Here is an 18793-nt window from a genome sequence, read left to right on the forward strand (position 1 = left end):
AAGCTATGAAAACGAAACGAATTTTATCTTTATTTTTCACAAAGACATGATAGAATGAGTCAAGCGAAGTGGTATGAATAAATATCAATATAAAAATTAGGAGGATTTGGAGAGAGAAATGGAAAAGAAATTAGGAAAATCAGTTGTTGCAACAGGGATTGCAGCAACCACTTTGATTTCAGGAGTTGTGGGAAATCATGTAAATGCTGATGAGTTAACAAAACCATCTCAACGATCAGAGCAAAATGATCTTGAAGTGACAGAAATTCAGAAAGATCTGGCAAAAGCACAAGTAGATGCTCAGAAAGATGTTGTTGAAAAAGCTAAAGATGAACTTGAGAAAGCTCAGGAAGCAAATCAAAACACTCAAGCTCAGCTCAATCAAGCGAAAGAAGTCAACAAAGAAGCTAGTCCAGAGGCTGTCGCAGAAGCTAAAGCAGAAGTAAGTAAAGCTGAAGCTGAAGTAAATGCAAATCAAGCTTCATTAAACAACTCGCAAAGTCAAGAACTTCCTTCAGAACAAGCAGTTCAACAACAGGAAAATGTCGTTGTCGGACAACGGACTTTGGTAGACGTTGCCGAGAGAGAATATAACGAAGCGAAAGCTCCTATCGTTAGAGAAGAACAAGAACTAGCTCAAGCTAAGGCAGAAGAAGAACAAGCGAATCAAGAACTTGCAGCCAAGCAAGCTAATCTTGCAGCTGTTCAGCAAAACATTGCAAATTCACCAAGTAATACAGCTAATCTTGAGCAGGCTATCCAAACAAACCAAAATGAAATCAACCAGATTCAGACTGCTATTAATCAAAAAGAAGCTGAACTGGCAAATACACCCCAAACTGAAACAACAACACAAGCAGCTAATACCTATCAAGAACTTCTTCAAAACTTGCAAAGCCAAGGAGCAACTCAAGAAATTAGAGATGCTGCAGCCAACGCACTCGCTTTATACAAACGGTCCCAAGCTGAAGATGGGTTAACAGTTGGTAGCGACTCTACCAGCTCAGCTACTCTTGAAAATAATTTAAAAGCTGTTGAAGTAATTCGAGCGATAAATAACTATCGAGCACAGGCAGGATTACCTCCATTATATGTTGATCCATATGCAAATGTTGCCAGTCAAATTCAATCAGCCTTTTTCGAGCAAAATGGTCGCCACATGTTTAAGTATATAAAAAATGAAAATGTGGCTATTAGCTTTACGCCTCAAGCATCAGTTGATTTTTGGTATAGTGAAAAAACATTGTACCAAGAGATTGCCGCACGCTATAACTTACCAACTGACGAATCTCAGTTGGATGCCAATGATATTTATATGAAAATTGGTGCTGCTGAATTCGCAAGAGTTGGTCATTACTTGCAAATGTTGGACAATAAAGCAACTGCAATTTCTGCATCTTATAACTCTGTTCCTAATCAGTATAGCTCAACAAACGGAACTGCAACAGTTGGTTTCCATCAAGTAGGAAACTTAAACCAACGCTTGCAAAACGGAACCTTGATGAGTCTAGCTGATTACGAAAACTTGCTAGCTAGTGCACGCCAAGCACGGACTAATACAAACGAAAAATACGCTACTTTAAGAAATGATATTGCTGCCTTAAAAGTTGAAAAAACAAATCGCGAAGTAAGAGCTGGTATTTTAAACAGTCAACTAAATGATCTTCAGTCACAATCAAATGACCAAGCGCAAGTTTTAGCAAATGCTCAATATCAACTACTGAACGCTCAAGATCGTGTAGCAGCTGCTGCAAGAAACACTGCTGACAAACAGTTAGCTCTTGAAAATGCAACTAGAAGATATGAAGCGGAGTTAGAACCTAAGAGATTGGCTTTAGATTTAGCAAGAGAAAAATTAGCTGCAGAAAGCTCAAAACTTGAATCTTTAAGAGCTGCTTTGCACTCAACTAAAGCTAATACAATTGAAGCAAGAAAGCAATTAATTGATTCTCAAATTCGCTTGAAACAAGTTCAAGAAAGAGCTAAACAATTATCACAAGCTCCTCAACAGCTTTCTAAGGCTCGTAAGGCAGTTGCATCAGCCATAGCTGATCTTGCCGCAAAAGAAACAAAATACAAAGCTGAAGAGAGTCTTTTGGAACTCTATCAAGAAGTTCATGCTAGATTAGAAGCTAAACACAATCAATTAAGAGCTAAGAATGCAGCTAAAGAAACTGCTAAAGATCAGCCTGTTGATGCTAAAAACGTCTATCAGGGTGAAGCAATACACCAAACACAAGATAAGTCTTCTAAAGCAAAACAAAACGTATCTGCTACAGGAGTAAAAACTGAGCAAATAGGAATTATAGCTGCGGTAGCTGGATTCTTTGGACTTGCTGGTGTTGCTCTTAAGCGATTTAGAAGAAAATCCTAAAAATTAACAAAGAGGTTTGAGATCTAATTTCATCCTCTTTTTTTATATTCTTCTGTGATAGAAAATGAAAGAAAATGCTTGACTTTGAAAAATATTGGAGTATAATAATAAATGTAAGCTGTTTCAGGAGGGAGAGATATGCTAAAGTCAGAACGAAAACAAGTGATTTTAGAACAGTTAAAAGATCATCGAACAGTTTCCTTAGATAGTTTGGTTCATATTCTAAAAACCTCAGAATCCACCGTTCGTCGTGATTTGGATGAATTAGAAAGTGAACAAAAGCTTCGACGGATTCATGGTGGTGCAGAAAACATTCATTTTTTACAAGAAGAAGAAAGCAATCAAGAAAAATCTATCAAAAACATTCATTTTAAGCAGAAAATTGCAGAAAAAGCTGCCAGTCTCATTCAGGATCATGATGTAGTCTTTATTGATGCTGGTACTACAAATGAGTTATTAATACAAGCAATTCATAACCACCGAGTAACGATCGTAACCAATTCTATTCATCATGCATCAAAACTTGTTGAGCGAAATATCCCTACAGTTATTGTCGGTGGAACAGTAAAAAGTTCAACAGATGCCAGCATAGGTGGAGTAGCTCTGAATCAAATTGGCCAACTGAATTTTGATAAAGCTTTTATTGGAATGAATGGTATTGATGATGGTTTTTATTCGACACCAGATATGGAAGAGGGCGCTGTTAAGCGAGCTATTATGGAAAACGCAAAACAAACTTATGTATTATCAGACTCATCAAAACTGGGCCATATATCTTTTGTTAAAGTAGCTCCTCTTGCTAAGGCAAAGATAATTACTAATAAGAACCCGTCCATTTTGTTGGAAAAAATTAAAGAAAAAACGGAGGTGATTGAAGTATGATTTATACTGTAACGTTAAACCCGTCCATTGACTATATTGTCCGTTTGGATAAAGTCTTGATTGGAAGTGTCAATCGAATGGATAGTGATGACAAGTTTGCTGGTGGAAAAGGTATCAATGTTAGCCGAGTTCTAAAAAGATTAGGAATCGATAACAAAGCAACTGGTTTTATTGGTGGCTTTACTGGTAAATTTATCACAGATACTCTAGAAGAAGAAGGAATCTCCAGTCACTTCGTAGAAGTTGAGGAAGATACTCGCATCAATGTCAAGATAAAAGCAGATGCTGAAACGGAAATTAATGGACCCGGCCCTGATATCTCTAGCCTGAAGCTGGAGGAGTTAAAGAGTATTCTTGCTTCTCTAAGTGCTGATGATACAGTAGTTTTTGCTGGAAGTAGTCCTAAAAATTTAGGAAATACTATCTACAAAGAATTGATTGGGCTAACCAGGAAAACAGGAGCGCAAGTAGTCTGTGACTTCGAAGGACAAACATTGCTTGATTCCTTGGAGTTTGAGCCACTTTTGGTCAAACCAAATAATCACGAACTAGGCGATATTTTTGGAGTGAAACTAGAAAGTTTAGATGAAATCGAGAAATATGCTCGTCAAATTTTAGACAAAGGAGCACAGCATGTGATCATTTCTATGGCTGGTGATGGTGCCTTGTTGGTGACTCAAGAAGGTGCATACTTTGCAAAACCTATCACGGGGAGTGTCAAAAATTCTGTCGGAGCTGGCGACTCTATGGTCGCTGGATTTACAGGTGAATTTGTCAAATCCAAAGATGCAGTAGAAGCCTTTAAATGGGGAGTAGCTTGCGGAACAGCAACTACCTTCTCGGATGACTTGGCAACGGCAGAATTTATTAAAGAAACATATGAAAAAGTTGAGGTAGAAAAACGATGAAAATTCAAGACCTATTAAGAAAAGACGTTATGTTGCTAGATTTGCAAGCAACTGAAAAAACAGCAGTCATTGAAGAGATGATTAAAAGCCTGGTAGATCATGGTTATGTGACGGATTTTGAAACCTTTAAAGAAGGAATCTTAGCGCGTGAAGCCTTGACTTCAACAGGTCTTGGTGACGGAATCGCTATGCCTCACAGCAAGAACTCTGCTGTAAAAGAAGCAACAGTTCTCTTTGCTAAGTCAAACAAGGGTGTTGACTACGAAAGCTTGGATGGGCAACCAACAGACCTCTTCTTCATGATTGCTGCTCCAGAAGGTGCTAATGATACTCACTTGGCAGCCTTGGCAGAATTGTCTCAATACCTGATGAAAGATGGCTTTGCGGATAAATTGCGCCAAGTGACTTCGCCTGATCAGGTGATTGAGCTCTTTGACCAAGCTTCGGAAAAAGCAGAAGAAGTTGCTGTGGTTGAACCTGCAAATAGAGGTGGAGACTTCCTTGTAGCTGTAACTGCTTGTACAACAGGGATTGCACATACCTACATGGCACAAGAAGCCTTGCAAAAAGTTGCTGCTGAAATGGGTGTTGGTATCAAGGTTGAAACCAATGGTGCCAGCGGTGTCGGAAATAAGCTGACAGCTGATGATATAAAAAATGCTAAGGCTGTTATTATTGCTTCTGACAAGGCAGTAGAGATGGATCGCTTTGACGGCAAACCATTAATCAAACGCCCTGTTGCGGATGGAATTCGCAAGACAGAAGAACTGATCAATTTGGCTATTTCAGGGAAAGCTGAAGTATACAAGGCTGCTAATGGTGGAGCAGTAGAAGAAAACAATGAGAAACTTAGTCTGGGTGCTGCTTTCTACAAGCACCTGATGAGTGGTGTTTCCCAAATGTTGCCATTCGTTATCGGTGGCGGGATTATGATAGCGATCTCATTCTTGCTTGACCAAGGGGTTCCTAAAGACCAGTTGGGTCATTTGGGAAATTATAATGGTTTGTCAGCTCTCTTCAATCAGATTGGTGGAGCAGCCTTTGGCTTCATGGTTCCTGTATTAGCTGCTTATATCGCTTATTCCATTGCAGAAAAGCCTGGATTGGTAGCTGGTTTTGTAGCAGGTGCAATCGCTAAAGCAGGTATTGCTTATGGAAATATTCCTGTATACAAAGATCTTGCAGATAAAACTCCAGAACAAGTTCAAGAAATCTTGCAAGCTCTGGCTAAATCTCAGGTATCATCAGGTTTCCTTGGAGCTCTTGTAGGTGGTTTCTTAGCCGGTGGTATCGTGCTCTTTCTTAGAAAATACATCAAGGTTCCACGTTCACTTGAAGGCGTGAAGTCAATCCTTCTTCTTCCTTTGTTAGGTGTTGCTCTTACAGGATTTGCTATGTTGGCAATTAATATCCCAATGTCAGCGATTAATACATCTCTTAATACCTTCCTTACAAGTTTGCAAGGTACTTCAGCAGTTTTACTCGGTCTCTTGGTTGGTGGTATGATGGCTGTTGATATGGGTGGACCTGTAAATAAGGCTGCATATACTGTAGGTACTCTTTCTCTAGCTGATTCATTGACAAGTGGTGGTTCAACTGTTATGGCTGCGGTTATGGCAGCTGGTATGGTTCCTCCTTTAGCAGTGTTTGTAGCAACTATTCTTTACAAGAACAAATTTTCACAAGAAGAACGTGACTCTGGTATTACAAACATTGTCATGGGACTTTCTTTCATCACAGAAGGTGCGATTCCATTTGGTGCTGCTGACCCAGCCCGTGCTATTCCAAGCTTTATCGTAGGTTCAGCCCTTACAGGTGCTCTTGTAGGTCTTTCTGGAATCAAACTCATGGCCCCTCACGGCGGTATCTTCGTTATTGGATTGACAAACAACCCAATTCTTTACCTGGTATATGTTTTGATTGGTGCGGTAGTCAGTGGTATTTTCTTTGGATTCTTACGCAAACCTTTATCAAAATAAGTATAATATTGGACTTCTTCGGAGGTCCTTTTTTGTAGATAATTATATTCTTTATGAAGATAAAGAGAATGAGTAAGAGAAAAGCAAACTATAGTCAGTGATTGAAAATTATGCTATAATTTACATAACGCAAATTTTTAGGAGAACAACAATGGAACTACAACGCGAAAAAGAATTCGTCAGCCAATATCACTTTGATGCACGTAATTTTGAATGGGAAAAAGAAAACGGAACACCCGAAACAAAAGTCGATGTCAATTTTCAATTATTGAATCATGATCAAGAAAATCAAGTAACTTCTTTGGTTGTTATTTTGAATTACATGATCGTCTTTGAAGCCTTTGTGATTAGTGGAGTAATTTCTCAAGTTAATCATATTCAAGGTCGAATTATTGGCGAACCAAGTGAATTTGACCAAGAAGAAGTAGAGCAATTAGCTAAACCTTGCTTATCAATGCTCAACCGCTTGACTTACGAAGTGACAGAGATCGCCCTGGATTTACCGGGTATTAATTTGGAGTTCTAAATGAAACTAGCTGTTATTACAGATTCCTCAGCCTACTTTAAACCGGAAGTATTAGAAAAGGAAAGTCTATTTATTCTGGATATTCCAGTTTTCATCGATGGGAAAACATATGTTGAAGGGAAAAATCTAACTGCAGAAGAATTTTATCAGAAAATGGCACTCTCTGCTGAATTACCCAAAACAAGCCAGCCTAGTATAGCTGAATTGGAAGATCTGCTTTCTACTTTAGCGGGAAACGGATATACACACGTTTTGGGACTCTTCCTTTCTAGCGGTATTTCTGGTTTTTATCAAAACATTCAGTTTTTGAAAGATGAATTTCCTCAGTTAGAAATTGCTTTTCCAGACTCCAAGATTACCAGCGCCCCATTAGGAATTATGGTTCAATCTGCGCTCAACTGGGCAGAAGCAGGGCTTGATTTCAATGAGATCCTAAGAAGAATTAATGTTCAGATTGACGGGACTAGCGCCTTTATCATGGTTGATGATTTGAATCATCTTGTTAAAGGGGGGCGCCTTTCAAACGGCGCTGCGATTCTAGGAAATCTACTGAGTATTAAGCCAATTCTGTATTTTAATCATCATGGAGTGATTGAAGTTTTTGAAAAGATTCGGACGGAGAAGAAGGCCACTAAGCGTCTAATTGAACTTGTTGAGGAACGGACTTCGTCAGGAAAATATGAAGTTATCGTTATTCATGCTAACGCAGTTGACAAAGCAGAGACCTTACGCCAATCTCTACTCGAAAGTAACATTAGTGCTGAGCTTTCTCTAGCAACTTTTGGTAGTGTTATTGGTACACACCTTGGAGAAGGAAGTATCGCATTAGGCTATATTCCTCTCTTTGACTAATAGTCATAACTAGCAAAAAAAAGGAGATGCATATGGGAATTAAAGTAATCATTGCAGGCTTCAAAGGTAAAATGGGCCAAGCAGCCTATAAAATGGTGACAGAAGATCCTAAACTAGAATTAGTTGGGTTACTGGATCCTTTTACGGACGAAAAAGAAGTGGCAGGAGTTCCTGTTTTCAACGCAAAGGAAGAATTGACTGGGCTGGGAGCCCATGTCTGGGTTGATTTTACAACCCCTAAAGTAGCTTATGAAAATACACGCTTCGCTTTGGAACAGGGGTTTTGTCCAGTAGTCGGAACAACAGGTTTTACTCCAGATCAATTGGAAGAGTTGATCACGCTGTCTAGGGAAAAGCAGTTGGGTGGATTGATTGCTCCAAACTTTGCCTTGGGGGCTGTTTTGTTGATGCAGTTCGCAGCTCAGGCTGCCAAGTATTTCCCTAATGTAGAAATTATCGAGCTACATCACGACCAGAAAAAGGATGCACCGAGCGGTACTGCTATTAAGACAGCCGAGCTCATCAGCCAAGTCAGACCGAGCAAGCAGCAGGGAGCTGCTGATGAGGAAGAGTCTATAGCCGGCGCCCGCGGAGCTGATTTCGATGGCATGCGTATTCATTCAGTTCGCTTGCCTGGTTTGGTTGCTCATCAAGAAGTAATCTTTGGTAGCCAGGGAGAGGGATTGACCCTGCGGCATGATTCCTATGATCGCGCTTCCTTTATGACAGGAGTTAATCTGTCCATTAAAGAAGTTGTCAAACGCTCAGAATTAGTCTATGGATTGGAACATTTACTATGAGATTAGAAACTCTGCCTTCTGAATTTCAGGAGGCTTTGCCAGTATTAGAGAAGATAAAAGCGGCTGGCTTTGAAGCTTATTTTGTTGGAGGCTCAGTTCGCGATGCCCTTTTGCAGCGACCTATTCACGATGTGGATATTGCCAGTTCCAGCTATCCTGAGGAAACCAAGCGTATCTTTGACCGGACAGTTGATGTGGGGATTGAGCATGGAACCGTCTTGGTTCTGGAAAATAACCGTGAATACGAAGTGACGACTTTCCGGACCGAGGATGTTTATGTGGACTACCGCAGGCCCAGCAAGGTTTCTTTTGTGCGTTCTTTGGAAGAAGATCTCAAGCGACGCGATTTCACCATCAATGCTCTAGCTTTGGATGAAAACGGTCATGTCATCGATCTTTTCCAAGGCTTGGATGACCTGGAAAATCATATTTTGCGCGCTGTTGGGACGGCTACAGAGCGCTTTAATGAAGATGCTCTGCGCATCATGCGGGGCTTTCGCTTTCAGGCTACCTTGAATTTTGACTTAGAGCAAGATACTTTATCAGCTATGACGGACTGTGCTCCTCTGCTGGAAAAAATTTCAGTTGAACGCATTTTTATCGAGTTTGATAAACTCTTACTGGCTCCGTTTTGTCGCAAGGGCTTAGAGGCACTCTTGACAAGCGGTGCCATTGAATTTTTGCCAGATTTGAAGGGAAGCAGAGCTAAGTTAGAACAGCTCTTTAAATTGGATTCAGACTTTTGCTTTTCAGCATCTGAACAGGCTTGGGCAGCTCTTTTGTTAGCATTGAAAACACAGGATGTTCAACGATTTTTGAGAATTTGGAAAACCTCTCGTGAATTTGCCAAAAGAGTAGCAGATATTGTTGAAATTGTGACAATTCGCTCAGAACGGGACTTGACCAAGCGTGACTGCTATGATTACGATATAGACTTATTGCTACAAGCAGAGGAGCTTCGACAGGCGCATGGTTTGGCAGTGGACTTCTCTGCGATTCAGAATCTTGATGCCAGTCTGACTATTCACAGCAAGCAGGAAATGGTAGTCAATGGTGGCATGCTGATGCAGGTGTTCGGCTTTGAGCCAGGACCAAAACTTGGCCAAATTCTAAAAGAGTTGGAATACGCTATTGTAGACGGCCATTTGCCTAATGATTTAGAGGCCATTTACGCTTATATCAAGGAGAAGAAATGAGCGATTTTATCGTTGACAAGCTAACCAAATCAGTAGGAGATAAGACTGTTTTTCGGGATATTTCCTTTATCATTCATGACCTAGACCGGATTGGTCTGATTGGTGTCAATGGAACAGGAAAGACAACGCTCCTAGATGTCTTGTCGGGTAAAGCGGGTTTTGACGGAGATGTCAGCCCTTTTTCTGCTAAGACGGGCTATAAAATTGCTTATCTGACTCAGGAGCCTGATTTTGATGAGGAGCAGACGGTGCTTGACACTGTTTTATCCAGTGATTTACGGGAAATGCAGTTGATTCGAGAGTATGAGCTGCTTTTGACGACCTATGATGAAAGTCAACAATCTAGGCTAGAAGCGGTTATGGCAGAGATGGACTCGCTCCATGCTTGGGAAATCGAAAGCCAGGTCAAGACAGTCCTGTCCAAGCTTGGTCTAACGAATCTGTCTCTCAAGGTTAGTCAGTTATCAGGAGGCCTTCGTCGCCGGGTTCAGCTGGCTCAGGTTCTCTTAGGTGATGCCGATTTGCTCTTACTGGATGAGCCAACCAACCACCTAGATATTGATACCATTGAATGGCTGACGCATTTCTTAAAAAATTCTAAGAAGACAGTCCTTTTCATCACCCACGACCGCTATTTCTTGGATAATATTTCTACACGGATTTTTGAGTTAGATGGCGGTCGCTTGATTGAATACCATGGAAATTATCAAGACTATGTTCGTCTCAAGGCAGAGCAGGATGAACGGGATGCAGCCTTACTCCATAAGAAACAACAGTTGTACAAACAAGAGCTTTCTTGGATGCGACGGCAACCCCAGGCTCGGGCAACCAAGCAACAAGCTCGGATCAATCGATTCCATGACCTCAAGAAAGATTTGGTCGGTCAGACGACTGATAGCAACCTGGAAATGAACTTTGAAACCAGCCGTATCGGAAAGAAGGTTATAGAGTTTCAAAACGTGGACTTTGCTTATGACCAGAAACCTATCCTCTCTCAATTTAATCTTTTAATTCAGAATATGGACCGCATTGGGATTGTCGGAGATAACGGTGTAGGCAAGTCAACTTTGCTTAATCTGATTGCCGGAAAACTTCAGCCTCAGGCTGGTCAGCTTATTATCGGAGAGACAGTCCGAGTAGCCTATTTCTCTCAGCAGATTGAGGGCTTGGATGAGTCTAAGCGTGTCATTAATTATCTGCAAGAAGTTGCTGAGGAAGTCAAGATAGGCAGTGGAACGACTTCCATTGCAGAACTCTTGGAGCAGTTTCTCTTTCCTCGATCTACTCATGGGAATTTGATTGAAAAGCTATCTGGTGGAGAGAAAAAACGACTTTATCTGCTCAAGCTTCTCTTGGAAAAGCCCAATGTCTTGCTTCTTGACGAGCCGACCAATGATTTGGATATTGCGACTTTGACGGTGTTAGAAAACTTTCTACAAGGCTTTGCCGGGCCAGTTATTACAGTCAGCCACGACCGTTATTTCCTAGACAAGGTAGCCAGCAAAATTTTGGCTTTTGAGAATGGAAGTATTAGAGAATTTTTCGGAAATTACACCGATTACTTAGATGAAAAAGCCTTTTTGGCAGAAAGCTCTGCTATTTCCCAAAAGACTGAAAAGGAAAAATCGACCAAAGTGCGCGAGGATAAAAAGCGCATGACCTACTTTGAAAAGCAGGAGTGGGAGACTATCGAGGCCGATATCGAGGCGCTGGAGGATCGGATTTCTGAGATTGAAGCGGCCATGCTGGAGAATGGCTCTGACTTTGCTCGCCTGTCTGAACTCCAGCAAGAACTGGATGAGCAGAACGAAAAACTGCTGGAAAAATACGAGCGCTATGAATACCTGAGTGGGTTAGAATAGAAAACAAAAGAAACGATTTAAAAGCGTAGGAAAGAAAACTTCCTACGCTTTTTAGTCTAAATTTATTCCCACTCAACGGTTGCAGGTGGTTTGCTGGTGATATCATAGACGATGCGGTTGACGTGGTCTACCTCGTTTACGATACGAACAGAAATTTTTTGTAAGACTTCCCAAGGAATCTTGGCGAAGTCAGCTGTCATGCCATCGATAGAAGTGATAGCACGAATAGCAATTGTGTAGTCGTATGTGCGTCCGTCTCCCATAACACCAACAGAACGGACACCAGTATTAACAGTGAAATATTGCCAAATATCGCGGTCAAGACCAGCTTTAGCGATTTCTTCACGAAGAATTGCGTCAGACTCACGAACAGTTTCTAATTTCTCTTCAGTGATTTCTCCCATGACACGAATTGCAAGACCTGGGCCTGGGAAAGGCTGGCGCCAAACGATTTCATCAGGCATACCAAGCTCTGTACCTAAGGCACGAACCTCGTCCTTATAAAGTGTGTTCAGCGGTTCAATCAGCTCAAACTGCATATCTTCAGGCAGACCACCCACGTTGTGGTGAGACTTAATAGTTTGAGCTGTATCAGTACCAGACTCAATCACATCGGTATAAAGAGTTCCTTGAGCCAAGAATTTTACATCTTTCAGTTTGCTGGCTTCATCGTCAAAGACATAGACAAATTCATTCCCAATGATTTTGCGTTTTTGTTCTGGATCAGAAACACCTGCGAGTTTATCAAGGAAACGTTTAGCTGCGTCTGCTTTGACGATATTTAGTCCGAATTTTCCGCCCAACATTTCCATAACTTGATCAGCTTCACCCTTACGCAAAAGGCCGTGATCAACAAAGATACAGATCAATTGGTCCCCAATAGCTTTTTGCAAAAGAACACCGACCACAGAAGAATCAACCCCACCTGATAGACCGAGAAGGACGCGCTTGTCACCAACAGTCTCACGGATTTGTTTGATCTGCATATCAATGAAATTATCCATTGACCAGTCGCCTTTGGCTCCACAGATATTTAGAGCAAAGTTGCGAAGAATATCATAGCCAAACTCAGAATGGCGAACTTCAGGGTGGAATTGAATCCCATAAATCTTCTTAGCAGGATGTTCAATAGCTGCAAAAGGACAGTCAGCAGAAGTACCAGTGCGGACAAAGTCAGCAGGAATTTCAGTTACCGCATCTCCATGGCTCATAAGAACCAATTGTTCTTCAGGTGTACTCTCAAAAAGAGGAGAAGCAGTGCGAGTCAATTTAGACTGACCGTATTCACGGTTTCCAGCATCACCAGCCGGCACTACCTTACCTCCTAATTTATGAGTCAGAAGTTGCATACCATAGCAAATTCCCAAGATAGGAATGCCTAACTCAAAAATTTCAGGATCAATATCAAAGGAACCGTCTTCATAAACAGAGTTTGGTCCACCAGAAAGAATAATTCCGACAGGATTGATCTCTTTTACCTCTGCAGCGGAAATTTTATTACTCTTTAATTCAGAAAATACTCCAATTTCACGAATCCGACGAGAGATGAGCTGGTTGTACTGGCTGCCGTAGTCCAATACGATAATTTTTTCGACATCTTGCAATTCAGATTTAGTCATCTTTTTCCTTCCCTAAAAGAAATTTATTTTTCCTTATTCTATCATAAAAGAGAGGCTTTTTCCAATGCTATGAAGTAAATGTTGACTTTTATTTCGATTGATAATACAATATTTTTAAAAGGAAATCCAAAAGGAGATCACTATGCTCCCTGCTTATTTACAAATTCATGATCAAATCAAAAAAGAAATTGATGAAGAAGTCTGGCAAATTGGACAGAGATTACCCAGTGAGCGAGACTTAGCTGAGACTTTTCAAGTTAGCCGAATGACTCTTCGCCAAGCTATCACACTCCTTGTAGAAGAAGGAGTGCTGGAACGACGGGTTGGGAGCGGAACATTTGTTGCCAGCACGCGCGTCCAGGAAAAAATGAGAGGCACTACCAGCTTTACTGAGATTATGAAGTCTCAGGGTAAGACACCTTCCAGTCAGTTGATTTCCTATCGACGAACTCTACCAAGCAAACAAGAAGTCGAAAAGCTAGGAATAAACAAGACTGAAAATATTATTCGAATGGAGCGGGTTCGCTATGCTGATAAGCTACCAGTGGTATACGAAGTAGCTTCAATACCAGAAAAGTTTATTAAAAATTTTAACAAAGAAGAGATCACCAGTCATTTCTTTCAAACTCTTCAAGAACATGGTTATAAGATTGGCAAATCTCAACAAACGATATACGCCCGCTTGGCTAAGGAAAAGATCGCTCATTATCTTGGAATCCCGAGAGGTCATGCCATTTTGGCTTTGACGCAAGTATCTTATTTCGAAGATGGGACAGCCTTCGAGTATGTAAAAAGTCAATATGTTGGCGAACGTTTTGAATTTTATCTAGAAAACAACTAATTTACATAATTATAATTACGTCACACCTTTGAGAATACAAGGGTGTTTTTTAAACATAAAAAATGATTGGATTGATTCCTCTTAAAACATTTGCGAAAGAAAAGTCATTTCCACTATGAGTAACTAGAGTTTATTAGCCTTTTTTGGTATAATATTTCTTATGGAAATCGAAAAAACCAATCGTATGAATGCTCTGTTTGAATTTTATGCTGCTCTATTGACTGATAAACAAATGAATTATATCGAGCTATATTATGCGGATGATTATAGCCTCGCTGAAATAGCAGAAGAATTTGGTGTCAGCCGTCAAGCAGTCTATGATAATATCAAACGAACAGAGAAGATTTTAGAAGACTATGAAATGAAGTTGCATATGTATTCTGACTACATTGTTAGAAGCCAAATTCTGGAGGAAATTGCTGAAAAATATCCTGAAGACAGCTTCTTGCAAGAGCAAATTGCGACTCTATCCAGCATTGATAACAGAGACTAATCATGGCTAGACAAGTTATCTACAATGGAATGTCTTGCTGGCTGTTGGAATCGGAAGAACCTTTCCCTGCCAGAGTGCAAATCATCTCCCCTGATGATCTTTCTAAAGCGATGCAAGAAGGATTCAGTTGCTGGGGATATCCAAATGAGATTATGAAAGAAGTCTCTACAAAAGAATACCAATGTTTAAGTCGTCATGGACGATTTCCACTAAATTGATTGAAATAGAAACTAGGAGAAATAAAAAATGGCATTTGAAAGTTTAACAGAACGTTTGCAAAACGTCTTTAAAAATCTGCGCAGAAAAGGAAAAATCTCAGAGAGCGATGTTCAGGAAGCGACCAAAGAGATTCGTCTGGCCCTTTTAGAGGCCGACGTTGCATTGCCAGTTGTCAAAGAATTTATCAAAAAAGTTCGTGAGCGTGCGGTCGGTCATGAGGTTATCGATACCCTCAATCCAGCTCAACAGATTATCAAGATTGTTGACGAAGAACTGACAACTATCTTGGGTTCTGATACTGCTGAGATTATCAAGTCACCAAAGATTCCAACTATTATCATGATGGTTGGTCTGCAAGGAGCTGGTAAGACTACCTTTGCTGGAAAGCTTGCTAATAAACTCAAGAAAGAAGAAAATGCTCGTCCGCTTATGATTGCGGCGGATATTTACCGTCCAGCTGCTATCGATCAGCTAAAAACACTGGGACAGCAAATTGATGTACCTGTTTTTGCTTTGGGTACAGAAGTTCCAGCTGTTGAGATTGTCCGTCAAGGTTTGGAGCAAGCCAAGGCCAACCACAACGACTATGTCCTGATTGATACGGCTGGTCGCCTTCAGATTGACGAAAAGCTCATGCAGGAGCTTTCAGATGTCAAAGCGCTGGCTAATCCGAATGAAATTCTCTTGGTTGTCGATGCCATGATTGGTCAGGAAGCGGCTAATGTCGCTCGTGAATTTAACAGCCAACTGGAAGTGACCGGGGTTATCCTGACTAAGATTGATGGTGATACCCGTGGCGGTGCGGCACTTTCTGTCCGTCAGATTACTGGTAAGCCTATTAAATTTACTGGTACCGGTGAAAAAATCACTGATATCGAAACCTTCCACCCAGACCGCATGTCCAGCCGGATTTTGGGCATGGGGGACATGCTGACTCTGATCGAAAAAGCCTCTCAAGAATACGATGAGAAAAAATCGCTTGAAATGGCTGAAAAGATGCGGGAAAACACCTTTGATTTCAATGATTTTATTGATCAGCTGGATCAGGTACAAGGCATGGGACCTATGGAAGACTTGCTCAAGCTGATTCCAGGTATGGCCAATAATCCTGCCCTCAAGAATATCAAAGTGGATGAGAAAGAAATTGCCCGCAAACGTGCTATCGTATCCTCTATGACACCGGCTGAGCGGGAAAATCCTGACTTGCTGAGTCCTAGCCGTCGCCGTCGGATTGCCAATGGTTCGGGTAACAACTTCGTCGATGTCAATAAGTTTATCAAAGACTTCAATCAAGCTAAGCAGATGATGCAGGGCGTTCTGTCAGGCGATATGAGCAAGATGATGAAGCAAATGGGGCTCAATCCAAACAATATGCCTAAGAACATGCCTGGTGGCGGAGGGATGCCCGACATGTCAGCTCTGGAAGGCATGATGGGCCAAGGCGGTATGCCAGATATGTCAGGCTTAGGTGGAGCCGGCATACCGGATATGAGCCAAATGTTCGGCGGCGGCCTCAAAGGTAAGGCTGGAGAGTTTCTAATGCGCCGCAGCATGAACAAGATGGCCAAGCAAATGAAGAAAAACAAGAAGAAGCGGAAGTAATAATAAAAAAACAAGTCGCATAACTAAGTTTTATGTGGCTTGTTTTTGAAAACATCAGATTCAGATACGGAGACTAGAATGAAGCCTTTTTTGACTCAATTGATTCATCGACTTGCTAAAACCTTTCAAAAATTATTGAATAAGCTGCCTTCCCACCCTATTTCTCATCTACCTGCCAGCAAAGTCGAAATATGTCCCATTATCATGATTCCAGGTAGTTCGGCGACAGAGAATCGATTTAATCGAATGGTTAAAAAGCTCAACCGCAATCAGCATCCACGTCATAGTCTTGTGAGGATCAAAGTCTGGAATGATGGACATATGACTTACCGAGGGCATTTGAAGCGCAAGGACAGAACCCCCATTTTTGTGATTGGTTTTCAGAATAATCGTGATGGTTACGAAAATATCAAGAAGCAGGCGGCTATGTTTGATGCTGCCTTGACTGTTTTGCGAGAGAAATATTCTTTTGACAGCTTTAATGCGTTAGGGCATTCTAACGGTGGTCTGGTTTATACAGTATTCTTGCAGCAATACCTAGCAAACCATTCTGGGTTAGAGATGGAAAAGCTCCTGACTATCGGCAGTCCTTATAATCTAAACAAGAAAAATCTCAATCATCGAGTCCCGATGCTAGATGACTTTGTATCCAACCAGGGAAAACTTCCTAAGAAGCTGCAGCATTTGTCAATTTTGGGAATTTTTTTCCGAGACGGTGACGGAATTGTCCATAAAAGCAGTGTAGAGGCTGGGAGCTTGATTTATAAAGAAAAGATTGCTTCACACAGAGAGGTAGTCATTGTAGGAAAGGATGCTCACCATTCTTCCTTGCCGCAAAATGATCAAGTCATTGATTTGATTAAAGGGTTTTTATTCTAGTAATTATTTTACATAATTTAATTTTGGTAAAAAATAGAAAGGCGATAAAACAATGAAAATGACAGACATTCTTCATAGGTATTATGGTGACTTTGATCTGATAAATGAAAAATGGAATGAAGACTATGAAAGCATTTTGATTAAGCCAAAAAATGATCAAGAATATAAAAGATGTCGTTTGGCAAAGAAAACACCTAAAAAAGAAGGCTACTTTACAGTCTTTTGGAAAAAGGACCAAGGCAACAAGAATATCCCTTATACTGATAAAGACTTAGGTGATGAACTGGTTATTGTCGTCATCGACGACCATCATTGCGGTATATTTATCATTCCCAAAGAGGTGGCTATTAGTAAAAAAATTCTTTCTACAAAGGATTGCAAAGGAAAGATGGCTATGCGGTTTTATCCGTCCTGGTGCACAAATTTAAATAAAACAGCTCAGGCAACACAAAAATGGCAACTGGATTATTTTCAAAAAATTGAATTAGAAGAATAAGTTTTAGTAAAACAAGATAGAGTTTAGTTTCTCAATTCTGTCTTGTTTTTATTATCTGTTTTGTAGTAAAGTTAGATTGCTTACTTCCCTCTATCATCTTTCCGAAAAACTATAATTTTCTTGAAAAATATATCTAGATATGCTATACTACTTTTATAGAAAAAACGGAGAAATATGATGAGACGTGAACTGTTATTAGAAAGAATTGATAGACTTAAGGCCACTATGCCCTGGTACATTCTGGAATATTACCAGTCTAAGCTGGCGGTACCTTATAGTTTTACAACCTTATACGAATATCTCAAAGAATATGATCGCTTTTTTAATTGGGTGCTAGAATCTGGTATCACGGATGCTTCCCATATTGCTGAGATTCCTCTCTCGGTCTTGGAAAATATGAGCAAGAAAGACATGGAAGCTTTTATTCTGTATCTGCGAGAGCGCCCGCTTCTCAATGCTAATACCACTCAAAACGGTGTTTCACAGACTACCATCAATCGAACACTTTCTGCCTTATCCAGCCTCTACAAATATTTGACTGAGGAAGTGGAAAACGAGCAGGGTGAGCCCTACTTCTATCGAAATGTGATGAAAAAGGTTGCTACTAAGAAGAAAAAGGAAACTCTGGCTGCTCGTGCAGAGAACATTAAGCAGAAGCTCTTTTTAGGTGATGAGACGGAAGAATTTCTCCAATATATCGATACTGAGTATCCTAAGAAGCTCTCTAACCGTGCGCTATCCTCCTTCAACAAGAACAAAGAACGAGATTTAGCCATCATTGCCTTGTTGCTAGCCTCTGGTGTTCGTCTGTCTGAAGCTGTCAATCTGGACCTAAAAGACATCAATCTCAAAATGATGGTCATTGAAGTGACAAGAAAAGGCGGAAAAAGGGACTCTGTCAATGTTGCTGCTTTTGCTAAGCCCTATTTAGAAGAGTACCTGAGTATTCGGAGCAAACGATACAAGGCCGAAAAGACTGATACAGCCTTCTTTTTGACTGAATACCGCGGCACTCCTAATCGAATCGATGCTTCCAGTGTCGAAAAAATGGTTGCCAAGTATTCTGAAGACTTCAAGGTGCGAGTGACTCCTCACAAACTCCGCCACACGCTTGCTACACGTTTATACGATGCAACCAAATCTCAAGTTCTCGTCAGTCATCAGCTAGGGCATGCTAGCACCCAGGTAACGGACCTCTACACCCACATTGTCAATGACGAGCAGAAAAATGCCTTGGATAAATTATAGCAAAAAACATTACATAA

At 40.8% G+C, this 18793-nt stretch carries 17 protein-coding genes; 16 read left to right on the forward strand and 1 reads right to left on the reverse strand.

Annotated features, from left to right (window positions below; all coding sequences use genetic code 11):
• Positions 1-118: 118 nt before the first annotated feature.
• The 9 genes from AWH02_RS01925 to AWH02_RS01965 all read left to right on the forward strand — a co-directional run bounded on the left by AWH02_RS01925 (position 119) and on the right by AWH02_RS01965 (position 11379).
• Positions 119-2374: a CAP domain-containing protein gene (locus tag AWH02_RS01925; protein ID WP_060553617.1), complete on the forward strand. Its 2256-nt coding sequence runs from the start codon at positions 119-121 to the stop codon at positions 2372-2374.
• Positions 2375-2512: 138 nt separating this feature from the next.
• Positions 2513-3256, forward strand: a complete 744-nt coding sequence (locus AWH02_RS01930) for a DeoR/GlpR family DNA-binding transcription regulator (protein ID WP_012000522.1) — start codon at positions 2513-2515, stop codon at positions 3254-3256.
• Positions 3253-4164 carry a 1-phosphofructokinase gene (gene pfkB / locus AWH02_RS01935; RefSeq protein ID WP_060553616.1) on the forward strand — a complete coding sequence of 304 codons (912 nt, stop codon included), beginning with the start codon at positions 3253-3255 and terminating at the stop codon, positions 4162-4164. Before AWH02_RS01930 ends, pfkB begins: the two co-directional genes overlap by 4 nt.
• Entirely contained in the window at positions 4161-6143 is a 1983-nt protein-coding gene (locus AWH02_RS01940; RefSeq protein WP_060553615.1) for a PTS fructose transporter subunit IIABC, read from the forward strand. Before pfkB ends, AWH02_RS01940 begins: the two co-directional genes overlap by 4 nt.
• A 151-nt stretch (positions 6144-6294) precedes the next feature.
• Positions 6295-6669 (forward strand): DUF1149 family protein, encoded by a 375-nt coding sequence (locus tag AWH02_RS01945; protein WP_008808694.1) that lies wholly within the window; start codon positions 6295-6297, stop codon positions 6667-6669.
• Entirely contained in the window at positions 6670-7521 is an 852-nt protein-coding gene (locus AWH02_RS01950) for a DegV family protein (protein ID WP_060553614.1), read from the forward strand.
• A 32-nt stretch (positions 7522-7553) separates the two neighbouring features.
• On the forward strand, positions 7554-8321 hold the full coding sequence (dapB, locus tag AWH02_RS01955; RefSeq protein ID WP_060553613.1) for a 4-hydroxy-tetrahydrodipicolinate reductase: 768 nt from the start codon (positions 7554-7556) through the stop codon (positions 8319-8321).
• A complete protein-coding gene (locus AWH02_RS01960) occupies positions 8318-9517 on the forward strand; it encodes a CCA tRNA nucleotidyltransferase (protein ID WP_060553612.1) in 1200 nt (399 codons plus the stop codon). The genes dapB and AWH02_RS01960 overlap by 4 nt, the downstream gene beginning before the upstream one ends.
• Positions 9514-11379, forward strand: a complete 1866-nt coding sequence (locus tag AWH02_RS01965; RefSeq protein ID WP_060553611.1) for an ABC-F family ATP-binding cassette domain-containing protein — start codon at positions 9514-9516, stop codon at positions 11377-11379. Before AWH02_RS01960 ends, AWH02_RS01965 begins: the two co-directional genes overlap by 4 nt.
• A gap of 62 nt (positions 11380-11441) precedes the next feature.
• Here the strand turns inward: AWH02_RS01965 and guaA are convergent, their stop codons facing one another.
• Positions 11442-12998: a glutamine-hydrolyzing GMP synthase gene (gene guaA / locus AWH02_RS01970; RefSeq protein ID WP_060553610.1), complete on the reverse strand. Its 1557-nt coding sequence runs from the start codon at positions 12996-12998 to the stop codon at positions 11442-11444.
• 142 nt (positions 12999-13140) lie between these two features.
• Between guaA and AWH02_RS01975 the strand changes: the two genes are divergently transcribed.
• From AWH02_RS01975 to xerS, 7 genes are all read left to right on the forward strand, one after another.
• The gene (locus AWH02_RS01975) at positions 13141-13839 is read left to right on the forward strand and encodes a GntR family transcriptional regulator (protein WP_045502937.1); all 699 of its coding nucleotides are present in this window, start codon (positions 13141-13143) and stop codon (positions 13837-13839) included.
• Positions 13840-13999: 160 nt separating this feature from the next.
• Positions 14000-14332 carry a putative DNA-binding protein gene (locus AWH02_RS01980; protein ID WP_045502940.1) on the forward strand — a complete coding sequence of 111 codons (333 nt, stop codon included), beginning with the start codon at positions 14000-14002 and terminating at the stop codon, positions 14330-14332.
• A 2-nt stretch (positions 14333-14334) separates the two neighbouring features.
• Positions 14335-14550 (forward strand): hypothetical protein, encoded by a 216-nt coding sequence (locus AWH02_RS01985; protein ID WP_060553609.1) that lies wholly within the window; start codon positions 14335-14337, stop codon positions 14548-14550.
• Between the two features lie 28 nt (positions 14551-14578).
• Entirely contained in the window at positions 14579-16153 is a 1575-nt protein-coding gene (gene ffh, locus AWH02_RS01990) for a signal recognition particle protein (RefSeq protein ID WP_060553608.1), read from the forward strand.
• Positions 16154-16231: 78 nt separating this feature from the next.
• Positions 16232-17032, forward strand: a complete 801-nt coding sequence (locus tag AWH02_RS01995) for an alpha/beta hydrolase (RefSeq protein WP_060553607.1) — start codon at positions 16232-16234, stop codon at positions 17030-17032.
• A gap of 52 nt (positions 17033-17084) precedes the next feature.
• Complete coding sequence (locus AWH02_RS02000; protein ID WP_048779954.1) at positions 17085-17528, forward strand: MepB family protein; 444 nt, start codon at positions 17085-17087, stop codon at positions 17526-17528.
• A gap of 177 nt (positions 17529-17705) precedes the next feature.
• Positions 17706-18776, forward strand: a complete 1071-nt coding sequence (gene xerS / locus AWH02_RS02005) for a tyrosine recombinase XerS (RefSeq protein WP_060553606.1) — start codon at positions 17706-17708, stop codon at positions 18774-18776.
• The last annotated feature ends 17 nt before the right edge of the window (positions 18777-18793 follow it).

This window comes from Streptococcus gordonii (assembly GCF_001553855.1).
Classification (GTDB): Bacteria; Bacillota; Bacilli; order Lactobacillales; family Streptococcaceae; genus Streptococcus; species Streptococcus gordonii.

Excerpts from the sequence above, each read along its gene's own strand:
- AWH02_RS01925 (WP_060553617.1), top strand. The coding sequence starts at position 119 with ATGGAAAAGAAATTAGGAAAATCAGTTGTTGCAACAGGGATTGCAGCA.
- AWH02_RS01930 (WP_012000522.1), top strand. The coding sequence starts at position 2,513 with ATGCTAAAGTCAGAACGAAAACAAGTGATTTTAGAACAGTTAAAAGAT.
- pfkB (WP_060553616.1), top strand. The coding sequence starts at position 3,253 with ATGATTTATACTGTAACGTTAAACCCGTCCATTGACTATATTGTCCGT.
- AWH02_RS01940 (WP_060553615.1), top strand. The coding sequence starts at position 4,161 with ATGAAAATTCAAGACCTATTAAGAAAAGACGTTATGTTGCTAGATTTG.
- AWH02_RS01945 (WP_008808694.1), top strand. The coding sequence starts at position 6,295 with ATGGAACTACAACGCGAAAAAGAATTCGTCAGCCAATATCACTTTGAT.
- AWH02_RS01950 (WP_060553614.1), top strand. The coding sequence starts at position 6,670 with ATGAAACTAGCTGTTATTACAGATTCCTCAGCCTACTTTAAACCGGAA.
- dapB (WP_060553613.1), top strand. The coding sequence starts at position 7,554 with ATGGGAATTAAAGTAATCATTGCAGGCTTCAAAGGTAAAATGGGCCAA.
- AWH02_RS01960 (WP_060553612.1), top strand. The coding sequence starts at position 8,318 with ATGAGATTAGAAACTCTGCCTTCTGAATTTCAGGAGGCTTTGCCAGTA.
- AWH02_RS01965 (WP_060553611.1), top strand. The coding sequence starts at position 9,514 with ATGAGCGATTTTATCGTTGACAAGCTAACCAAATCAGTAGGAGATAAG.
- guaA (WP_060553610.1), bottom strand. The coding sequence starts at position 12,998 with ATGACTAAATCTGAATTGCAAGATGTCGAAAAAATTATCGTATTGGAC.
- AWH02_RS01975 (WP_045502937.1), top strand. The coding sequence starts at position 13,141 with ATGCTCCCTGCTTATTTACAAATTCATGATCAAATCAAAAAAGAAATT.
- AWH02_RS01980 (WP_045502940.1), top strand. The coding sequence starts at position 14,000 with ATGGAAATCGAAAAAACCAATCGTATGAATGCTCTGTTTGAATTTTAT.
- AWH02_RS01985 (WP_060553609.1), top strand. The coding sequence starts at position 14,335 with ATGGCTAGACAAGTTATCTACAATGGAATGTCTTGCTGGCTGTTGGAA.
- ffh (WP_060553608.1), top strand. The coding sequence starts at position 14,579 with ATGGCATTTGAAAGTTTAACAGAACGTTTGCAAAACGTCTTTAAAAAT.
- AWH02_RS01995 (WP_060553607.1), top strand. The coding sequence starts at position 16,232 with ATGAAGCCTTTTTTGACTCAATTGATTCATCGACTTGCTAAAACCTTT.
- AWH02_RS02000 (WP_048779954.1), top strand. The coding sequence starts at position 17,085 with ATGAAAATGACAGACATTCTTCATAGGTATTATGGTGACTTTGATCTG.
- xerS (WP_060553606.1), top strand. The coding sequence starts at position 17,706 with ATGAGACGTGAACTGTTATTAGAAAGAATTGATAGACTTAAGGCCACT.